This window comes from Afipia sp. OHSU_II-C1, from assembly GCF_000497575.1.
In the GTDB taxonomy this organism is placed as follows: Bacteria; Pseudomonadota; Alphaproteobacteria; order Rhizobiales; family Xanthobacteraceae; genus Afipia.
In genome coordinates this window covers 164253-184796 of record NZ_APJI01000010.1, presented here as the reverse complement: position 1 = coordinate 184796, position 20544 = coordinate 164253, and the positions used below count along the sequence as shown (strand labels likewise).

Sequence of the window (20544 nt, the reverse complement as noted above, 5' to 3'; positions counted from 1 at the left end):
CCTATGGTGACGTGATCACATCCTGCGTGGCCCCCTGACCGACCCGCAGGATCGACGGACCTTACTAGTGCTGGCGTTTTTCGAATGGCCATGACCGCTTCTTCCCGCTCGGCTTCCGCCGCCGGCGCCCAAGACGGCGAGCGCTCGCCGTTTGCCCGGCTGACCGAGCTGCTGAGCCCTTACACGCCCGGTAAGCCATTGATAAATATGTCAATTGGGGAGCCGCAGCATCCGGTGCCGGGTTTTGTCGGACCGGTGCTGGCCAGCCATATCAGCGACTTCGGCCGCTACCCGATTGCCAAGGGCATCGAGCCGTTCCGGCAGGCCGCCGCCGGCTGGGCTTCGCGGCGATTCGGCCTGACCAAGGCCATCGACCCCGACACCGAAATTCTGGTGCTCAACGGCAGCCGGGAGGGCCTGTTTTTCGCGGGCATCGCCGCGGCCCGCTACGTCAGTCCGCGCAAGGGCACGCCCGCGATCCTGATGCCCAATCCGTTCTATCCGGCCTATGCGGCGGGTGCGCGGGCCGCCGGATGTGAAGCGATCTTCTTGCCGACCACGCGCGAGAATGGCTTTCTGCCCGATCTCGAGTCGCTAAGCGCGGAAACCCTCGACCGCACCGTCGCCTTCTACCTGGCATCGCCTGCGAACCCGCAGGGCTCGGTGCCATCGCGCGCCTACTTCGACCGGGTGAAGCAGCTCGCCGACCGCCACGGCTTCATCGTGCTCAGCGACGAATGCTATTCCGAAATCTACACCGGCGAAGCGCCCGGCAGCATGCTCGCATCCGCCGGAAACGATTTCGCCAACGTGGTCGCGTTCCAGTCGCTCTCCAAGCGATCAAACCTGCCGGGCCTGCGCGTCGGCTTTGTTGCCGGCGACAAAAACTTCCTCGCGCGCTTCCATGAGCTGCGCAATGTCGCGGCGCCCCAGGTCCCGGTGCCGCTTCAGCACGTCGCCGTCGCCGCCTATGGCGACGAAACCCATGTCGACGAGAATCGCAGGCTCTATCGGATCAAGTTCGATCTCGCGGATCAGATCCTCGGCAACCGTTTCGGTTACCGGCGGCCTGCGGGCGGATTCTGCATCTGGCTCGATGTCTCCGCGCATGGCGGCGATGAAGCCGCGACGGTGAGGCTTTTCAGGGATGGCGGCGTGCGCGTTATCCCCGGAAGTTATCTGGCGCGGCCGCAGGCAGATGGCAGCAACCCCGGCGCCGGATACATCCGCGTCGCCTTGGTGCAACAGGACAGTGAAACAACGGCTGAGGCGTTGCACCGTATGGTCGACGTCCTGAACGAAGCTCGGGGCTCGTAAAACAATGCCAGCGATCGAACGCGTTATTCCCATCGTCGGCCAGATTTCCGATCCATTACGCGAGATGCTGGCGCGTCGCCTGCGCGAACTCGCCGGCCTCGGCGTCATCGCCCTCTCCTGTGTCGTCGCCGCGGCTCTGATGACCTGGTCTGTGCAGGACCCGAGCCTCAGCCACGCGACCTCAGGTCCGATCCGCAACCTCATGGGCCGTCCGGGCGCAATCGGCGCCGACATGCTGATGCAGATTCTCGGACTCGGAGCGATCATGCTGATTCTCCCCGTGGCGGTCTGGGGATGGCGACTGGTGACGCATCGTCACTTCGACCGCGAAGCGCTTCGGATCGCGTGCTGGATTCTGTGCGCGGTGATCGCGGCAGGATTTGCAAGCTGCCTGCCGCGCAGCGGCGCATGGCCGTTGCCGACCGGACTTGGCGGCGTCGTCGGCGATGCGCTGGTGCGTTTCCCGGCCGTCGTGTTCGGCCCGCCCGGCCTGATCTATCGTATCGTGCTCGGCATCATCCTGTTCGCCGCGATGATCGGGAGCTTCGTCTTTGCATGCGGCGCGGGCGCGCAGGAAAAGATCGTGGAGCGCACACGGCCGCCGATGATCGAAGACGAAGAGGATTTCGAGGAAGATGATCGCAGATCGATCTCGCTGGGATGGCTCGTCCATGCGGCGATGAGTGCAAAGGCGCGCATCGTCCGCATGGGCTCCGCGCTTTTCGCCATGATGGTCGGACGATCCGAATCACAACGCACGCGATCGTTCGAGCGCATGGAGCCAAATCTCGGCGGGGAACGCCGCGCTCCGTCGCTGGTACCACAGGACGAATACGAAGAGGAAGAAGAGGACGAGGAAGAAGACGAAGAGCCCGCGCCGCGTGCCCGCAAGCGTGCCGAACCGAAATCTTCCGGACGCAAGGGCGTGTTCGTGCTGCCGCCGATCTCCGTTCTCGCCGCTCCGAAAGCATCGGATCGCTTCACGTTGAGCAAGGACGAGCTTGAGACGAATTCGCGCGCCCTGGAAGGTGTGTTGCAGGATTTCGGCGTGCGCGGCGAAATCGTGAAAGCCAGCCCCGGACCTGTCGTGACGCTTTACGAGCTCGAACCCGCACCGGGCATCAAGTCGTCGCGCGTGATCGGCCTTGCCGACGACATTGCACGCTCAATGAGTGCAGTTTCGGCGCGTGTCGCGGTCGTCTCCGGGCGCAACGCCATTGGCATCGAATTGCCAAACGTCAAGCGCGAGACAGTTTACCTGCGCGAACTGCTCAACGCGAAGGAGGCAACCGGGAGCACCGCGAAGCTGCCGCTGTGCCTCGGCAAGACCATCGGCGGCGAGCCGGTGATCGTCGATCTGGCGCGCATGCCGCATCTTCTGATCGCCGGCACCACCGGCTCGGGCAAGTCGGTCGGCATCAATACCATGATCCTGTCGCTGCTCTATCGCCTGCGCCCGGACCAGTGCCGCCTCATCATGGTCGATCCGAAGATGCTCGAACTGTCGGTCTATGACGGCATTCCGCATCTGCTGACGCCGGTGGTGACCGATCCGAAGAAGGCGGTCGTCGCGCTGAAATGGGCCGTGCGCGAGATGGAGCAACGCTACAAGAACATGGCGAAACTCGGCGTCCGCAACATCGACGGCTACAACACGCGCGTCGCCGAGGCGAAGGCCAAGGGTGAGGAACTGACCCGCACCGTCCAAACCGGCTTTGACAAGGAAACCGGCAAGGCGATCTACGAGGAAGAGAGACTCGAACTCGAACCGTTGCCCTATATCGTCATCATTGTGGATGAAATGGCCGACCTGATGATGGTCGCCGGCAAGGACATTGAGGGCGCGGTGCAGCGCCTCGCACAGATGGCACGCGCCGCGGGTCTCCATGTGATTCTCGCCACGCAGCGCCCCTCGGTGGACGTCATCACGGGCACCATCAAGGCGAACTTCCCGACGCGTATCTCCTTCCAGGTCACCTCGAAGATCGACAGCCGCGTGCTTCTTGGCGAAATGGGCGCAGAGCAACTGCTCGGCCAGGGCGATATGTTGTATATGGCGGGCGGCGGGCGCATCAGCCGCGTCCATGGCCCGTTCGTGTCGGACGAGGAAGTCGAAAAGATCGTCCGTCATCTCAAGTCGCAGGGACAGCCGGAATATCTCGAGGCGGTCACTGCGGAAGAGGAAACCGACGAGGACGGCAACGCCGTGTTCGACGGCACCAGCATGGGCGCCAACGGCGGCGAAGGCGACCTGTTCCAGCAGGCCGTCGCCATCGTGAAACGCGACCGCAAGGCATCGACCAGCTACATCCAGCGGCGGCTCCAGATCGGTTACAACCGCGCCGCCACCCTGATGGAGCGGATGGAGCTGGAAGGTATCGTCGGACAGGCAAATCACGCCGGAAAACGCGAGATTCTCGTCGCCGAGGAAGAGGATCGATTTGGCTGAGACCCTGTTCGCAGCCGCGAAAACGCCATAGCTTGGGGCTAGCCCCGGCGGAAAGATCACAAGGCATTCCCGACAGGACGGACCGTTGAAAAAACCCCATCGCAATCAGCCGTCCTGCCAGCCCCGGCGGCCAGCCCGCGTTTTTTCTGTCGCGAAGGTGCCGACACTGGCGCTCGCGGCGACGATTGCAGCATCGCTTATGATGCCGTCGGCGCTGGCGCAGGCTGTTCCGGTTCCCAAGCCCGCGCCGAAAGCACGCCCCGGCGACATCCCGGCGCCGCAGGCGCAGGCTCCGAACACCTCGACGCCTCCGACGCCGATCATTCCGGATCTGCGCAGCCTGTTCGGCGGCGGCACGCCAAGCTTCGACGCCAACCAGAAGGCGCTGGCCGGCAAGGTCAGCACCTATCTCTCGTCCTTGCAGAACGTCTCGGGTAATTTCGTACAGGTCGGTCCGGACGGCAAACGCACGACCGGCGATTTCTACATCCAGAAGCCCGGCAAGATCCGTTTCGAGTATGACGATCCGTCGCCGATCGCGCTTGTGGCCGACGGCACATCGGTGGTCGTGCTCGACCGCAGGCTCGCAACCCAGGACGTCTACCCGCTGTCGCAAACCCCGTTGCGCTATCTCCTGTCCGACCGCATCGATCTCTTGCGCGACACCAATGTGGTGGGCGTGTCATCGGACAACATGTTTATCAGCGTGACGATCGAAGAAAAGCAGGCGCTGGTCGGGACCAGCCGCCTGATGCTGATGATCGGGGCCAAGGACAATCAGCTCAAGCAATGGACCGTCACCGATCCGCAGGGATACGACACCACCGTCGCGGTCTACAATCTCGACACCACCAAGAAGCTCGATCCCTCGATGTTCAAGATCGACTTCACCAACTACCAGAATTCGAACAACTGACGCGTCCTGCGCGAGTTGCGGCTGCCCACCGTCTGGGCAAGCGCAGCCATTTGAAGAACGGTGCCGCTTCCGTTAGCCTGCGCCCGGCGATCCGCCCTGAATAGACGGGGTGTGACGATCCGGAATCCCGCCTCCCCCATGCGCTTCACCCTGACAACCTGGAACATCAATTCGGTGCGGCTGCGCATCGATCTGGTCGCGAAATTCATCAAGTCGGTGCGGCCCGATGTGCTGTGTCTTCAGGAAACCAAATGCATCGATGACGCATTCCCGCTGAAGCGTTTCAAGCGGCTCGGTTATGAGCACGTCGCACTCAATGGCCAGAAGGGCTATCACGGCGTCGCCATCGTCTCGAAGATTCCCTTCGAGAGCAGCGATGTGCAAACCTTCTGCGGCAAGGTCGATTCACGTCATATCTCGGTGTCCTTCGGACAGAAGGCACAAATCGCCAAGCCGCTGGTCGTGCATAATTTCTACGTGCCTGCCGGTGGCGACATTCCCGATCCCGCGCTCAATCCGAAGTTCGAGCACAAGCTCTCGTTCCTTGACGAGATGCGCGATTGCGAGCCGCTGCATCCGAAAGCCAATGACAGGCACATTCTCGTCGGCGATCTCAACGTCGCCCCGCACGAGCATGACGTGTGGTCGCACAAGCAGCTCTTGAAGATCGTGTCGCATACACCGATCGAATGCGAAAAGCTGCTCGGCGTACAGGCGCAGGGCAACTGGATTGACGTCGCGCGGCAGCGAATTCCGCTATCCGAGAAAGTCTATTCCTGGTGGAGCTACCGCTCCGCGGACTGGAGCGCGGCGAACAAGGGCCGCCGCCTTGACCACATCTGGGTCTCACAGGCGCTCGGCGACAGCGTTCGTGATTTCAAAATCACCAGGGACGCGCGCGGCTGGGAGCGCCCGTCAGACCATGTGCCGGTGACGGCAGTGCTCGATCTATGATTTCACATAAGGCGGCGGCGAAAACTATCGCAGCGTTTCGGTCGCCCGGATCATTGCACCCGCCGCCGCGTTGGTGCGCGCGGCGAAATCATCGCGCAGGCGCCTTGCCGCTTCGGGATGACTTTCGAGCACACGCTGGAACAGGCTGCGCGAAATGCGCAGCACCGATGACGGTTCGAGAGCCGTCGCCGTCGCCGGCCGCGCCATCGGAACCACCAGCGCGAGCTCGCCGATCAGGACGTTCTGGCCCGCAATGGCTTCATGACCATCGTCCGAAGCCACGCGAAACGCGCCGTGCCGAACAATGAAACCGGAATCCGCAGGATCGCCCTCTTCGAACAGCCGCTCGCCGAATCCGTAATCGCGCTGCTCCGCGCCGATCGCAAGCACCTGCAATGCCGCCGGGCCCAACAAATTCAGTGTCGGGACGCGCGAAAACAGGGCGATGTCGTCTTCAATAGCCATAGGGCGCCGAGATGGATCGGCGATTGATTCGCCTCATGGCACCAGCTTATAGCCGCCGGATTCAGTCACAAGAATTTCGGGGTTGGCGGCATCCTTCTCCACCTTCTGGCGCAGGCGATAGATATGCGTTTCCAGCGTGTGAGTGGTGACGCCTGAGTTATAGCCCCAGACCTCCTGCAGCAGGGTCTCGCGCGACACCGGCATCTGGCCGGCACGGTAAAGGAAACGGAGGATCGCGGTTTCCTTCTCGGTGAGCCGGACCTTCTTGGCATTGGCGCCAGTCAGCATCTTGGAGCCCGGCCGGAAACTGTAAGGACCCACCGAAAACACCGCGTCTTCACTGGCCTCGTGCTGGCGCAGCTGCGCGCGGATGCGGGCCAGCAGCACGGCGAATCGGAAAGGCTTCGCGACATAGTCGTTCGCGCCCGATTCGAGCCCGAGAACCGTGTCCGAATCGGTGTCGTGGCCGGTCAGCATGATGATCGGCGACTTGAAGCCGCCCTTGCGCAGGCTGCGGACCACCTCGCGGCCATCGGTGTCGGGCAGGCCGACATCCATCAGCACGAGATCGGGCGAGTTGCTTTTCGCCGCCAGCGCGCCTTTCGCGCCGGTATCGACGGCGGATGCCTCGAACTCCTCGTGAAGCGACAACTGCTCCACCAGGGCATCGCGCAGATCGGTGTCGTCGTCCACGATCAGGATCTTGCGGGCGTTGGCCATTGCATCCAGTCCTTTAAAATTCGGCTTGTATATAGAAGGTCCTAAGAGCGATCTCGAAGAACCTCGGCGAAATAGAGCATTTGCAGGCGAAAGCGCAAGCCGGAGTTGTACGCAGTCACGGGAACCAATTATGGGAAATCTAGGCTTTCCAAGGGCTTATCGAACACCGTTGCGTGATCGGCCGCTTTCCGCTGTCAGGGTCCATGCTGCCGCCGGCCGGCCGAACCAGGGTTGGCTGGTGGCGGGCACCCATATCCTACCGGTCGCGCTTGGACGCGGCGGAATCAAGGCCAACAAGTTCGAAGGCGACGGCGGAACACCCCGCGGCATCTTCCGGCCGGTGCGGCTTTGGTGGCGCGCCGACAGGCACCCCCGGCCGCGAACCTATCTTCCGGTCCGGGCGATCGGCCCTGCGGACGCCTGGTCGGAAGATCCCGCCGAGCGACACTACAACCGCGCGGTCAAGCGTGCGCCTGGCGAAGGCGGCGACCGATTGGCCCGTGAAGATCATCTCTATGATTTCATCATCGAGATCGACCACAACACCCGTCCGCGCATCGCACGGCGGGGCAGCGCCGTTTTCCTGCATCTCGCCCGCGAGAAATTTTCGCCAACCGCGGGCTGCGTCGGGCTCACCAAAAACGCGATGCTGAGATTGCTGTCGCGACTGGGACCGGACACGAAAATCGTAATCGGCTGAATCGTTTCAGCGATGACCGAAAATCGCGGACCCGACACGCACATGGGTTGCGCCGAGCTGAATCGCGGTGGCGAAATCCGCGCTCATCCCCATCGATAATAATTTCAGTCCATTGCGCGCTGCGATCTTGGCGGTCAGCGCGAAATGCGCCGCAGGCGGATCCGCGGCCGGCGGAATGCACATCAGTCCGGAAATTTGCAGACCGTAGACGTCGCGGCAACTCGCAATGAATGCATCGGCATCCGCCGGCGCAATACCCGCCTTCTGCGGCTCCTCGCCGGTGTTGAGCTGAACGAACAGTTGCGGATGGCGGTCTTGCTTAACGATTTCTTTCGCCAGCGCCTCGCAGAGACTGGCGCGGTCCACCGAATGAATGGCGTCGAACAGCGCGACGGCTTCCTTGGCCTTGTTCGACTGCAACGGTCCAATCAGATGAAGCGCGAGGCCAGGATGCGCCGCCATCAACGGCGGCCACTTGGCTTTCGCTTCCTGCACGCGGTTTTCGCCGAACACGCGCTGACCCGCACGGATCACCGGCACGATGGCGTCGCCGTCGAATGTCTTCGACACGGCAACCAGCGTCACCGAGGAGCGCTCCCGGCGGGCATCCCTGCACGCACGCGAAATTTCCCGCTCCACGGCGTCGAGACCGTTTGGTGAATCGGATGTTACCGGCGGCACATTATCCACAGCCATCGATGTAAACTTGCCTTCAAATTAAGGATCATTCGAATTTTAGCGAATTCAAAAAAGGGTCCTTGAACCCTTTTTTGTAGTGTTGGCGTGGGGCAAGGGAATACCGATGTCAATCGCCAGCTTCGGCCGCAACACGTCAAAACTCAAGGCGCTATTCGGGATTCGCGCGCGCCTTGTGCTTCTGGCGTTGATTCTGGTCGTGCCATTGATGCTCGACCGCGTCCGTCTGCTGGAAGACTCGCGCTCCAGGCAGATGATCCAGGCCGCAAACGAACTATCGGAGCTTGCAAAGCATACCGCCGACGCGCAGCGCGAAATCATCTCGACGGTCCAGGCCGTTGTGAAATCCTCCGCCTACATTTACGCCGCAGCCTCCCAGCAGGGACGCGGCTGCGCGGTGATGCGCGCAAGCCTGCGGGTCGATCTGCCCTGGATCAGAAACCTTTCAATCATCGGCCCGGAAGGCAAGATCGATTGCTCGACGTCGCAAAGCGTTGTCGGCTTCGATCTCAGCGACCGCGACTATGTGGTCAAGGCGCGTGAAACTCATGATTTCGTCATCAGCGATTACATCCCGAGCCGCATTACCGCCCTGCCGACGCTGATTGCGGCGTATCCGGTTTCCGCGGTGAACGGCCGGCAGGAAGCGGTGGTGATCGCTGCAATCGACCTGAAATGGATGTCGCAGTTGCTGGCGAACCGCGGCGGACGCTCCGGCGTGTCGGTCGTCCTTGTCGACGGCACCGGAACGATCCTGGCATCTCCGCCCGAAAGCATGAATCTGATCGGGCAGAAGCTCAAGGATACGTCGCTGCTGGAAGCGGTCACGCTGCGGGAAATCAATCTCGATCGTGAGTATGGCTCGATCTCGTTCGAATCGGCCGACGGGGAGCGCAAGGCAGTGTCTTTCGCGCGAGTTACCGGCACGCGGGCCCGCATGATCGTCAGCATCAACCAGTCGCTGTTACTGGGTGACATCAACCGCGAGATCAGGACTGCATACATACAGCTCGCAATTGTCGTTCTTGCGACGCTGCTCGGCGCATGGTTCGCCGGCGAGCGCCTCATCATCCGGCCGCTCCGCATGATGACCGACACCGCCAATCGTTTTGGCCGCGGCGAGTTTTCCGCCAAGGCCTCCAACGCCTCCTTGCCAATTGAGTTCATTCCTCTCGCCAAGGCGTTCGATACCATGGCGTCACAACTCTCCGAGCGTGAGCGCGAAATGGCTGCCGCGAACGACCGGCTCACCGTCATCGCATCGCTCGATCTGGTGTCCGGGCTGGCCAACCGCCGGGGCTTCCAGAGCCGGCTCGAATTCGAGTGGATGAAGGCGCTGCAATGCGACAGCCGGCTTTCGCTGCTGATGATCGACGTCGATCATTTCAAGCTTTTCAACGACACCTACGGCCATCCCGAAGGCGACGCCTGCCTTAGCCGCGTCGGCGAGGCGCTGTCGACAATCGCGGATGCCTATGCAGGCTTCGCAGCCCGTTATGGCGGCGAGGAATTCTGTTTGTTGCTGCCGAACAGCAGTGCCGCCCGCTCGCTGCAGGTGGCTGAAAAAGTTCGCACAACAATCGAAGAACTGACGATTCCCCACGTCACCAGCGACTTCAAGCACGTCACCGTCAGCGTGGGCATCGCGACGGTCACGCCGGGCAGCGCCCAGCCCCAAGACGATCTGATCGAGGCCGCGGACGCGGCGCTGTATGCAGCCAAACGCCGGGGCCGGAACACGGTGGTCGAACACGGCCTGATCCTGCCTGCCGATCGGCCGGTTTCCCTGGCCGGCTAAGGGCCGCGCAGGCCATATTTGCGCCTAAAGCGTTGACCCCTCGCGGTCTTTTGTGGCTAGTCTGCCGCCTCCTGAATCCCCCTTTGGCAGACGACCCATCCGATGAGCACCGAACGCTATAACGCCCGCGAATCCGAGCCACGCTGGCAAAAGCTCTGGGACGAGCGGGCGATTTTCGCCACTCGCAACGACGATCCCCGGCCGAAATATTACGTGCTCGAGATGTTCCCCTATCCGTCAGGGCGCATCCACATGGGTCATGTCCGCAACTACACCATGGGCGACGTGGTCGCGCGCTACATGCGCGCCAAGGGCCACAACGTGCTGCATCCGATGGGCTGGGACGCCTTCGGTTTGCCTGCCGAGAATGCCGCCATCGAGCGGAAGGTCGCGCCGAAGGCGTGGACTTATGAGAACATAGCCACGATGAAGAAGCAGCTCCAGACCATGGGGCTGTCGCTCGACTGGTCGCGCGAATTCGCGACCTGCGACCCGAGCTACTACAAGCATCAGCAGAAGATGTTCCTCGACTTCATGAAGGCGGGGCTGGCCGAGCGCGAAAAGCGCAAGATCAACTGGGATCCGGTCGACATGACCGTGCTCGCCAACGAGCAGGTGATCGACGGCCGCGGCTGGCGCTCCGGCGCCGTTGTCGAACAGCGCGAGATGAACCAGTGGGTCTTCAAGATCACGAAGTACTCGCAGGATCTGCTAGACGCGCTCGACACGCTCGATCGCTGGCCTGACAAGGTGCGGCTGATGCAGCGGAACTGGATCGGCCGCTCGGAAGGATTGCTGATCCGTTTCGCGCTTGACCCGGCGACGGCGCCAGGCGGCGAGAATGAACTCAAGGTTTTCACGACGCGGCCGGATACGCTGTTCGGCGCGAAGTTCATGGCGATCGCGGCGGATCATCCGCTTGCGCAGGCGGCGGCGGCGAAGAATCCGAAGCTTGCCGAGTTCATTGCCGAGACCAAACGTCAGGGCACCGCGCAGGAAATCATCGACACCGCCGAGAAGCAGGGCTTCGACACCGGCATCAAGGCCGTGCATCCGTTCGATCCCGACTGGAAGCTGCCGGTCTATGTCGCCAACTTCGTGCTGATGGAATACGGCACCGGCGCCATCTTCGGCTGCCCCGCGCACGACCAGCGCGACCTCGACTTCGTCAACAAATACGGCCTCGGAAATACGCCGGTGGTCTGTCCGCCGGACGTCGATCCCAAATCGTTCGTCATTACGGACACCGCCTATGACGGCGAAGGCCGCATGATCAACTCGCGTTTCCTCGATGGCATGACCATCGAGGAGGCGAAGGAAGACGTCGCCAGGCGCCTCGAGAGCGCAACGCGCGGCAATACGCCGGTCGCCGAGCGGCAGGTGAACTTCCGCCTGCGCGACTGGGGTATTTCGCGCCAGCGCTACTGGGGCTGTCCGATCCCGGTGATCCATTGCCCGAAGTGCGATGTGGTGCCGGTGCCGGACAAGGATTTGCCGGTCGTGCTGCCGGAGGATGTGACCTTCGACAAGCCGGGCAATGCCCTCGATCATCATCCCACCTGGAAGCACGTCACCTGTCCGCAGTGCGGCGGCAAGGCCACGCGCGAAACCGACACGATGGACACGTTCGTCGACTCTTCGTGGTATTTCGCGCGCTTCACCGATCCGTGGAACGAGAACGCGCCGACGACTCGCAATGTCGTCGATCGCATGATGCCGGTCGATCAGTATATCGGCGGCGTCGAGCATGCGATCCTGCATCTGCTCTACAGCCGCTTCTTCGTTCGCGCGATGAAGGCGACAGGGCATATCGGTATGGACGAGCCGTTCGCCGGCATGTTCACGCAGGGCATGGTGGTGCACGAAACCTACAAGAAGCGGGACGGCACGTTTGCCTCACCGGCCGAGATCAGCATCGAAACCGTCGGCGATAAACGCAGCGCGTCCTTGCTGACAACGAAAGAGCCGATCGAGATCGGCCCGATCGAGAAGATGTCGAAGTCGAAGCGCAACACGGTCGACCCCGACGACATCATCGGCACTTACGGCGCCGACACCGCGCGCTGGTTCATGCTGTCGGACTCGCCGCCTGACCGCGATGTGATCTGGAGCGAAGAGGGCGTGCAGGGCGCCGGCCGCTTCGTCCAGCGCATCTGGCGGCTGGTGAACGCCGCCGCCCCGCATCTGCCGCCGCCGGGTACAGCCGTGGCGGATAACAACGACGGTGCAATGGCGCTCCGGCGCATCGCCCATCGCACGCTTGCGGATGTCTCGACCGCCATCGAGCGGCTTCGCTTCAATACCGCGATCGCCAAGCTCTATACCTTCGTCGGCGCGCTGGGCGACGTCGTCGACGGGCCGGCGAAATCCCTGCAGACCGACCCCGCCGTGGCAGCGGCGGCGCGGGAGGCATTCGACATCCTGGTTCGGCTGATCTCCCCGATGATGCCGCATCTGGCCGAGCAATGCTGGCAGGCTCTGGGGCATCAGGAACTGGTTTCGGAGGCAAATTGGCCTGAAACCGAGGCCAAACTGCTGGTCGATGACACAATTACGCTGCCAGTGCAGGTTAATGGCAAGAAGCGCGCGGATGTCACGGTCGCCCGAAATGCTTCAAACGGGGAAATTGAGGCTGCCGTTTTGACACTCGATGCAGTAAAATCGGTTCTGGACGGGAAACCTCCCCGAAAAGTCATCGTCGTTCCGCAGAGGATCGTGAATGTCGTGGTTTGATAAGCGCATCGCTGTCCGGCTCATTGCCGTGGCCGCCGTTGCGGCCCTGACGGCCGGGTGCTTCCAGCCGATGTACGGCGAACGCAGCGCGACGGGCGGCTCGGCTTTGCGCGAAAAGCTGCAGGGCGTCGAGGTTCCTCCGCTCAACCTGCCGAACGGTTCGCGCGAAGCACGGCTCGGTGTCGAGATTCGCAACCATCTGATGTTCAGCATGTACGGCAGCGCAGTCGGCGGCCCGCCAACCCACCGTCTGGTGATGCGGCTGAGCACATCCCGGCTGTCGGTCATCGTCGACCCGACAACCGCCCGGCCCGATATCGAGAACTACGGTATCGATGCGACGTATGAACTGAAGGACAACGCCACCGACAAGACGGTGCTGACCGGTACGACCTTCTCGCGTGTGTCCTACGATATTCCGGGACAGGCGCAGCGTTTCGCCCGCTCGCGCGGACTGCGTGATGCCGAAGACCGCGCAGCCAAGGTCATCGCCGACAATATCAGCCAGCGCCTCGCCTCGTTCTTCATCGCTGGCACCTGATCGACAATAAGCCTTGAGATAAGTGTGGTCGCGCTTCGCGGGAAAGAAATCGACGCGTTTCTGGCCCGGCCCGATCCGTCGCGGCCGATCATCCTGCTCTATGGCCCGGACGCAGGCCTCGTACGCGAGCGCGCCGATGCCTTGATGGCCTCTGCTGTCGACGATCCGAACGATCCTTTTTCCCTGGTCAGGATGGACGGCGACGAACTCGCCGCCGAGCCATCACGCCTGGTTGACGAAGCCATGACTGTGCCGCTGTTCGGCGGCCGCCGCGCGATCCGGATTCGCGCCGGCTCGCGCAGCTTCGCAAGCGGCATCGATACGCTGGCCGAGATGCAGCCGAAGGATTGCCGCATCGTCATCGAGGCCGGCGAACTGCGCCCGGATGCACCGCTGCGGAAAGCCTGCGAGAAAGCAAAGACCGCCGTCGCCATCGCCTGCTATGCCGACACCGAGCGCGATCTTGCCAGACTGATCGACGACGAACTGCGCCTGTCGAATCTGAAAATTGCACCGGACGCGCGCGCGGCACTCACCTCACTGCTTGGCGGCGACCGGCAAGCGTCACGCAACGAAATCCGCAAGGTCGCGCTTTACGCGCATGGTCAGCGTGAGGTCACGCTTGATGACGTGGTTGCCATCGTCACCGACGCATCGGGATTGGCGCTCGATCCGATTGTCGACAATGCCTTTGCGGGACGCGCCGCCGATGTCGAAACGGCCTTCGCCAAGGCAATGGCCGCAGGAACCTATCCCGGCCTGATCATCATGTCGGCGCAGCGCCACGCGGCGCTGCTGCACAAGGCGCGGCTCTCGATCGAAGAAGGGCGCAGCGAACTCGAGGCGCTCGACAGCGGATTTCCGCGGCTGCATTTTTCGCGCAAGACGCTGGTCGAGACGGCGTTGCGCAATACCAGTTCCGAGCGCTTGGCGCGTGTCATGGCACAACTGGCGGATGCGGCATTCGACATGCGCAAACAGTCGTCGCTGGCGGAAGTCATTGCACAGCGTGCGCTGCTTGCAATCGCGGTGAATGCCCGGCGGCGGGGCTAGACGATCCGAGACGCGGCTTAGCATCACATGCGATGTCGTCCCCGCGAAAGCGGGGACCCATACTCCCTGAACTTTCGATTCATAGAATATGCTGGGACTGGCTTTCTTCCTTCACCACAACATTCAGTGGTTATGGATCCCCGCTTTCGCGGGGATGACCGGAAGATAGAGCGGCGATCTCTTTCTGGCTTACTTGCCTGCTTCCAGCCGCCGCAAAATCTCGTCGAGCTGATCGAGATCTGTGTACTTGATCTGCACCGTGCCGCCGGGATTGCGGTGATCCACGCTGACCTTCAGGCCGAGCACATCGCTGACCCGCTTTTCGAGCGCAATGGTGTCGGGATCTTTTACTTTGGCAGAACCGCCACCGCGCGCCTTCTGGGCGCCGCGCTCCGGCACGCCTTCTTCATGCGCCAGCGCTTCGGTCTGACGCACGTTCAGACCTTCCTCGACAATCCGCTTCGCCGCGGCTGCCGCGTCAGGCACGCCGATCAGCGCGCGCGCATGACCGGCCGACAATTTGCCTTCCGCGATGTAGGCCTGAACCTGATCGGGCAGCTTGGTCAGCCGCATCATGTTCGCGACATGGCTGCGGCTCTTGCCGACGATCTTGGCGATGTCTTCCTGGCTGCGTTTGAATTCCGCGGCGAGCGCGTGATAGCCCTGCGCCTCTTCCATCGCGTTCAGGTCGGAGCGCTGCACGTTCTCGATGATCGCAATCTCGAGCGCATCGCTGTCGTTCACCTCAACGGTGACAATCGGCACATCGTGCAGACCCGCGCGCTGCGACGCACGCCAGCGCCGTTCGCCGGCGATGATTTCGAAACGATCCTGCGCGCCCCTCACCGGCCGCACCACGATCGGCTGAATCACGCCATGCTGCTTGATCGACGCCGACAGCTCGTTGAGTTCTTCGTCGGAAAAAGTCCGCCGCGGATTGCGCGGGTTGGCTTTGAGAAATTCGATGGGAACGCGGCGCGGCGTGCGCGCGGGACGATCAACATGCGCCGCCTCGCCGCCGACATCGCCAATCAGACTTGCAAGACCGCGACCCAGTCGCGAACGCTCTTCGGCCATTGCCGCTTCCCTCGCACTCAACTCACGCACTCCTGCTTCACAAATTTTCACAGCGGCGAGCATCATCGCCGCAAGCTTTAACGTCGCAGGATCAGTGCGCGCGCAACTCACGCTCGCGCTGGATGACTTCCGTCGCGAGTTTCAGATACGCTTCGCTGCCGACACACTTGAGATCGTAGACCAGAACCGGCTTGCCGTAGGACGGTGCTTCCGAGATGCGCACGTTGCGCGGGATCATGGTGTCGTAAACTTTCTTGCCCATGAACTGGCGCACATCGGCAACGACCTGGTTCGACAGGTTGTTGCGCGAGTCGAACATCGTCAGCACGATGCCGTGGATCGACAGCGTCGGATTGAGCGTCGAGCGCACCTGCTCCACCGTCTGCAGCAACTGCGACAGACCTTCAAGCGCGAAGAACTCACATTGCAACGGAACGAGGATGGCGTGCGATGCCGCCATCGCATTGACGGTGATGAGGTTGAGTGACGGCGGACAATCGACCAGCACATAGGTGTAGTCGGTGTCCGGCGCGACATTGACGTTGAGCTCGGCAATGGCGTCGCGCAGACGGAACGCGCGGTCGCGTGTGGTGCCGAGCTCAAGCTCAAGACCCGAAAGATCCATGGTCGAAGCCGCGATGTGCAGGCGAGGCACCGCAGTCGGAATAATCGCCTCGCGCAGCTTGGCTTCGCCGACCAGCACGTCGTAGGTCGAGCAGCTGCGGTTGCGGCGGTCGATGCCGAGACCGGTCGAGGCGTTGCCCTGCGGATCGAGATCGACGATCAGCACCCGCTCGCCAATGGCGGCCAGCGCCGTCCCGAGATTGATGGCGGTCGTGGTCTTGCCGACGCCGCCCTTCTGGTTGGCCAGCGCCAGGATGCGGGGGTGCCCCCGTTCGCCCGTCGCCGTGCCGTTCTCGCCTTCAAAAATTCCGTCGATGCCAACCATGTGCCTGGCCGCCTTGTACCTGTTACTGCCGGACGGTTATCGCCGCTCGATCTTGTTGAGCTCGACGATCCAGCCGTGTCCGCCTGTGCGGCTGGGATGCAAAATGGGCTCGATATTCCAGTATTTAGTAGCTTCCGTCAATTCAGACTCTACATCTTGTCCCTTTAGAAAGAGTGCTTTCGCGCCTCGCCTCACAAGGGGTTCTGCATAGCCCAGCAACATATGTAGTGGAGCGACCGCACGCGCTGTGACGCAATCTATCGGCGTCTGCGAGCTATCCACATAATCCCCGATGTCGGCGAGGATAACTGAGCCGGCCGCGCCGGTGACCCGCAGTGCCTCGCGCAGGAACGCCGCTTTCTTGGCGATGCGCTCGACAAGCTGGACAGACGCGCCCTCGTGCTCCGCCATCGCGCAGGCCAGGACCACTCCGGGAAAACCGCCGCCGCTGCCGAAATCAAGCCAGCGTCGCGCTGACGGGGCGAGATCCAGAAGCTGGAGTGAATCGGAAATGTGCCGGGTCCAGAGCTGCGGCAACGTCGATGGTGCAATGAGATTGGTCTTGGCCTGCCACGCCACAAGCAAACCGACATAGCGATCGAGCCGCGCCTCTGTTTCACGTGAAACAGGCGTCAGCGCCAAGGCCGCCGTCTTGTCCGAAGCCGGGATGGAAATCGGGGCCGCCTTGGGCATGGGATGCCTCAGGCCGAGGCGGCGGATGATCGGCGAGCCTCGCGGCGCAGATAGGCCGCGAGAATTGCCAGCGCTGCCGGAGTCATGGCTTCGATCCGGCCCGCCTGCCCGATGGTCCGAGGCCGAACCTTCTCGAGCTTCTGCCGCGCTTCGTTCGAGAGTCCTGGAACGGCGCTGTAATCGATATCCGCCAGAACCAGACCTTCGTCGCGGCGAAATGCCTGCACGTCAGCAGCCTGCCGGGCCAGATAGACATCATACTTGGCGTCGATCTCAAGATGGACGGCAATCTTCGGGTCGATGCTATTGAGTTGCGGCCAGATCGACGTAACGGTGGTCCACTCAACCTCCGGGTAAGCCAGCAGCTCGAATGCGGTCCGGCGCTGGCCATCATGATTGAGCGTGAGACCGTGTTTTGCGGCTTCGTTCGGGGTCACCGAAAGGGATTTCGCCAATGATTTCGCGGTGTTAAGTTCGGCGATCTTGGCAGCGTGACGCCCTGCCCGTTTGCTGCCGACGCATCCCAGGGCAATGCCGCGGTCGGTCAGGCGCTGATCGGCATTGTCGGCCCGGAGAGTCAGACGGTACTCGGCCCGGGAGGTAAACATCCGGTACGGCTCGGTGATCCCGCGCGAGGTCAGGTCGTCGATCATCACGCCGAGATAGCCGTCAGCCCGATCGAACATGACCGGCTTGCCGCCACCGGCCAGTAAGGCGCCGTTCAATCCAGCCACCAGCCCCTGCGCACCGGCTTCTTCATAGCCGGTGGTGCCGTTGATCTGTCCGGCCAAGAACAGGCCCGGCACGCGCTTGGTCTGGAGGGTTGGATCGAGTTCACGTGGATCGACATGATCGTATTCGATGGCATAGCCCGGCCGGACCATTTTCACGTGCTCGAGGCCCGGAATGGTCGCCAGAATTGCCTGCTGGACCTCTTCCGGCAGCGAGGTCGAGATGCCGTTGGGATAAACCGTGGTGTCGTCCAGCCCTTCCGGCTCCAGGAAGATCTGGTGGCCGTCGCGATCGCCGAACCGGACGATCTTGTCCTCGATGGAGGGGCAGTAGCGGGGCCCGGAGCTCTTGATCTGGCCGGAATACATCGGTGAGCGATGGACATTGGCCCGGATGATCTCATGGGTCGCATTGGTGGTCCGGGTGATCCCGCATTCGATCTGCGGGGTCATGATCCGGTCGGTCAGCACCGAAAACGGCTCGATCGGATCGTCTCCGGGCTGCATTTCCACCGCCGACCAGTTGATCGTCGATCCGTCGAGCCGCGGCGGCGTTCCGGTCTTGAGACGGCCCAGAATAAATCCGGCTCGCTCAAAGGATTTGGAAAGACCCATCGCCGGCGCTTCGCCGACCCGTCCGGCGGGCCAGTTCCTCTCACCGAGATGGATCAGACCCCGCAGGAAGGTCCCGGTGGTCACGACCACCGCGCCAACGGCAAATTCCCGGCCATCGCCCAGACGAATCCCGGAGATTCGACCCTCGGACAGCAAAAGCTCGTCGGCTTCGCCCTCAATCACAGTCAGGTTGGGCGTACCCCGGATTTCCGCCTGCATGGCCGCTGCATAAAGCTTACGGTCGATCTGGGCCCGGGGACCACGCACCGCGGGTCCTTTCCGGCGATTCAGAACCCGGAACTGGATGCCACCCTGATCAGCCATGCGACCCATCAGGCCATCCAAGGCGTCGATTTCCCGGACCAGATGGCCCTTTCCAAGGCCTCCGATGGCAGGATTGCAGGACATCGCGCCAATCGTCGCGAACTGATGGGTTACAAGCGCGGTTTGGGCGCCCGCGCGCGCGGATGCCGCCGCAGCCTCACAGCCGGCGTGGCCTCCACCGATCACAATGACGTCGAATGTCTGCATGAGCAGACTTCTATCGCTTTGGTGCGAAAGCTGAAAGACGGAAATCAATCAGAGATGTTTCACGTGAAACATAGGGGGTTCGAACGGGTGTTTCACGTGAAACAGTGAAAGGGTTCCGCCTGTTTCACGTGAAACAGGCCCAGTGGCCGACCTGGAACCCCGGTCGGCCAATGGCCTACTTGCCAATACAGAACTCCCGGAAGATCACATCCAAGATGTCCTCGACATCCACCCGTCCGGTCAAACGGCCCAATGAATGAATCGCGATTCGTAGCTCTTCCGCCAGAAGCTCGTCGCCCTTTCCGGCCGAGCGCCCTGCCCGGTCCAGTGCCTCCACAGTCTCGCGCAGCAATGTCCGGTGCCGGGCGCGGCTGACCAAAGCCATTTCGCCCGCCCCGAAGTAATCCTGGGCGTAGGCCACCAGCGCCGCGATCAACTCGGGGACGCCGTCGCCCTGCGCAGCGGAAATATCGAACTGCGCCCCAGCCCGGCCCTCGCCTTTGCCGCCGATCAGATCGACCTTGTTGCGCACGATCCAGACCGGCGCGTGACCGTCTTCGTTCTGCGGCAACGGCGCCATCTTATCGTTGGCATCGACAAGCCACAGAACCAGATCTGATGTGCGGGCGCGGGCGCGCGCGCGGCGCACACCTTCCTGCTCGACCGGATCCTGAGTGTCACGGACGCCCGCGGTGTCGATCAGCGTCACCGGATAGCCGTCGAGATCGAGATGAACCTCGATCACATCGCGCGTGGTGCCGGCATGTGGAGAAACGATTGCAGCTTCGCGCCGCGCAAGACGATTGAGCAGCGTCGATTTGCCGGCGTTCGGCGGACCGGCGATTGCAACTGTGAGACCTTCGCGCAGACGTTCACTTTGTGCCGATGCCGCAAGCGTTTCTTCGATTTCGGATTTAAGCGCCGCGATTTTCTTCAAAGCCGGCGCGACAAGCTCAGCCGATACATCGCCCTCGTCCGAGAAATCGATTCCCGCTTCGATCAGTGCCGACGCTTCGATGATCTGCTGCCGCCAACTCTCCGCCTTCGCGCCAAGCAAACCTTTCAGGTGCCGCAAGGCCTGACGGCGCTGACGATCGGTGTCGGCATGAATCAGATCATCAAGACCTTCGGCTTCGGTGAGATCGAGTTTGCCGTTTTCAAAAGCGCGCCGTGTGAATTCGCCTGGCTCTGCCGGACGCAAGCCATCGATGGAGCCAAGCGCATCGAACATCGCCGCAATGACGGCGCGTCCACCATGGACATGAAATTCCGCGACGTCTTCGCCGGTCGCGCTGCCCGGACCTGGAAACCAGAGCACCACCGATTCGTCGATGGCGCTGCCGTCGAGGTCTCGCAAAGTCGCAAGATGCGCCACGCGGGGTGTCGGCAGTTTCCGGCACAGCCGCTCGACCGCCGCCCTCGCCTGCGGGCCAGACACGCGGATGATGGCTATCGCCGACGGGGCACGGCCGGACGACAGGGCGAAGATGGTCTGGTCAGCGGAATGCATGCCTATTTGTCGGACACCCGTTCGGCAGGCAACGAAAATTCCCAGGAGGCTATGATTTTACAATTGCTGCGTCGCAATATGCCGCAACATTGGCTG

The 20544-nt window shown here is 62.3% G+C and carries 17 protein-coding genes; 9 read left to right on the top strand and 8 right to left on the bottom strand.

Annotated features, from left to right (window positions below):
• Window positions 1-84: 84 nt before the first annotated feature.
• The 4 genes from I554_RS0110420 to I554_RS0110405 all read left to right on the top strand — a co-directional run bounded on the left by I554_RS0110420 (window position 85) and on the right by I554_RS0110405 (window position 5636).
• Entirely contained in the window at window positions 85-1317 is a 1233-nt protein-coding gene (locus I554_RS0110420; protein ID WP_024576807.1) for an aminotransferase class I/II-fold pyridoxal phosphate-dependent enzyme, read from the top strand.
• 4 nt (window positions 1318-1321) lie between these two features.
• Window positions 1322-3766, top strand: coding sequence for a DNA translocase FtsK 4TM domain-containing protein (locus I554_RS0110415; protein WP_024576806.1), 2445 nt, complete (start codon window positions 1322-1324; stop codon window positions 3764-3766).
• Window positions 3767-3851: 85 nt separating this feature from the next.
• Window positions 3852-4682, top strand: coding sequence for an outer membrane lipoprotein carrier protein LolA (locus I554_RS0110410; protein ID WP_024576805.1), 831 nt, complete (start codon window positions 3852-3854; stop codon window positions 4680-4682).
• Between the two features lie 138 nt (window positions 4683-4820).
• Window positions 4821-5636 (top strand): exodeoxyribonuclease III, encoded by an 816-nt coding sequence (locus I554_RS0110405; RefSeq protein WP_024576804.1) that lies wholly within the window; start codon window positions 4821-4823, stop codon window positions 5634-5636.
• Between the two features lie 24 nt (window positions 5637-5660).
• On the opposite strand, the gene I554_RS0110400 is transcribed toward I554_RS0110405, so the two are convergent.
• Together I554_RS0110400 and I554_RS0110395 are read right to left on the bottom strand one after the other, a co-directional pair.
• On the bottom strand, window positions 5661-6101 hold the full coding sequence (locus I554_RS0110400; protein ID WP_024576803.1) for a cyclic nucleotide-binding domain-containing protein: 441 nt from the start codon (window positions 6099-6101) through the stop codon (window positions 5661-5663).
• A gap of 33 nt (window positions 6102-6134) precedes the next feature.
• The gene (locus tag I554_RS0110395) at window positions 6135-6821 is read right to left on the bottom strand and encodes a response regulator transcription factor (RefSeq protein WP_006023290.1); all 687 of its coding nucleotides are present in this window, start codon (window positions 6819-6821) and stop codon (window positions 6135-6137) included.
• Window positions 6822-6951: 130 nt separating this feature from the next.
• Between I554_RS0110395 and I554_RS0110390 the strand changes: the two genes are divergently transcribed.
• Window positions 6952-7521, top strand: a complete 570-nt coding sequence (locus tag I554_RS0110390; RefSeq protein ID WP_024576802.1) for a L,D-transpeptidase family protein — start codon at window positions 6952-6954, stop codon at window positions 7519-7521.
• Between the two features lie 6 nt (window positions 7522-7527).
• Here the strand turns inward: I554_RS0110390 and I554_RS0110385 are convergent, their stop codons facing one another.
• Window positions 7528-8217, bottom strand: a complete 690-nt coding sequence (locus I554_RS0110385) for a YggS family pyridoxal phosphate-dependent enzyme (protein WP_024576801.1) — start codon at window positions 8215-8217, stop codon at window positions 7528-7530.
• A 106-nt stretch (window positions 8218-8323) separates the two neighbouring features.
• Between I554_RS0110385 and I554_RS0110380 the strand changes: the two genes are divergently transcribed.
• The 4 genes from I554_RS0110380 to holA all read left to right on the top strand — a co-directional run bounded on the left by I554_RS0110380 (window position 8324) and on the right by holA (window position 14342).
• Window positions 8324-10015 (top strand): diguanylate cyclase, encoded by a 1692-nt coding sequence (locus I554_RS0110380; RefSeq protein WP_024576800.1) that lies wholly within the window; start codon window positions 8324-8326, stop codon window positions 10013-10015.
• 102 nt (window positions 10016-10117) lie between these two features.
• On the top strand, window positions 10118-12748 hold the full coding sequence (gene leuS / locus I554_RS0110375; protein ID WP_024576799.1) for a leucine--tRNA ligase: 2631 nt from the start codon (window positions 10118-10120) through the stop codon (window positions 12746-12748).
• Window positions 12735-13289: an LPS assembly lipoprotein LptE gene (gene lptE / locus I554_RS0110370; protein ID WP_024576798.1), complete on the top strand. Its 555-nt coding sequence runs from the start codon at window positions 12735-12737 to the stop codon at window positions 13287-13289. Before leuS ends, lptE begins: the two co-directional genes overlap by 14 nt.
• A gap of 24 nt (window positions 13290-13313) precedes the next feature.
• Entirely contained in the window at window positions 13314-14342 is a 1029-nt protein-coding gene (holA, locus tag I554_RS0110365) for a DNA polymerase III subunit delta (protein ID WP_024576797.1), read from the top strand.
• Between the two features lie 189 nt (window positions 14343-14531).
• On the opposite strand, the gene I554_RS0110360 is transcribed toward holA, so the two are convergent.
• The 5 genes from I554_RS0110360 to mnmE all read right to left on the bottom strand — a co-directional run bounded on the left by I554_RS0110360 (window position 14532) and on the right by mnmE (window position 20448).
• Window positions 14532-15419 (bottom strand): ParB/RepB/Spo0J family partition protein, encoded by an 888-nt coding sequence (locus tag I554_RS0110360; RefSeq protein WP_024576796.1) that lies wholly within the window; start codon window positions 15417-15419, stop codon window positions 14532-14534.
• 91 nt (window positions 15420-15510) lie between these two features.
• Entirely contained in the window at window positions 15511-16368 is an 858-nt protein-coding gene (locus I554_RS0110355; protein WP_024576795.1) for a ParA family protein, read from the bottom strand.
• Between the two features lie 36 nt (window positions 16369-16404).
• On the bottom strand, window positions 16405-17061 hold the full coding sequence (gene rsmG, locus I554_RS0110350) for a 16S rRNA (guanine(527)-N(7))-methyltransferase RsmG (protein ID WP_024576794.1): 657 nt from the start codon (window positions 17059-17061) through the stop codon (window positions 16405-16407).
• Between the two features lie 8 nt (window positions 17062-17069).
• Window positions 17070-18938, bottom strand: coding sequence for a tRNA uridine-5-carboxymethylaminomethyl(34) synthesis enzyme MnmG (gene mnmG / locus I554_RS0110345; RefSeq protein ID WP_024576793.1), 1869 nt, complete (start codon window positions 18936-18938; stop codon window positions 17070-17072).
• A gap of 175 nt (window positions 18939-19113) precedes the next feature.
• A complete protein-coding gene (gene mnmE / locus I554_RS0110340) occupies window positions 19114-20448 on the bottom strand; it encodes a tRNA uridine-5-carboxymethylaminomethyl(34) synthesis GTPase MnmE (protein WP_024576792.1) in 1335 nt (444 codons plus the stop codon).
• Between the last annotated feature and the right edge of the window lie 96 nt (window positions 20449-20544).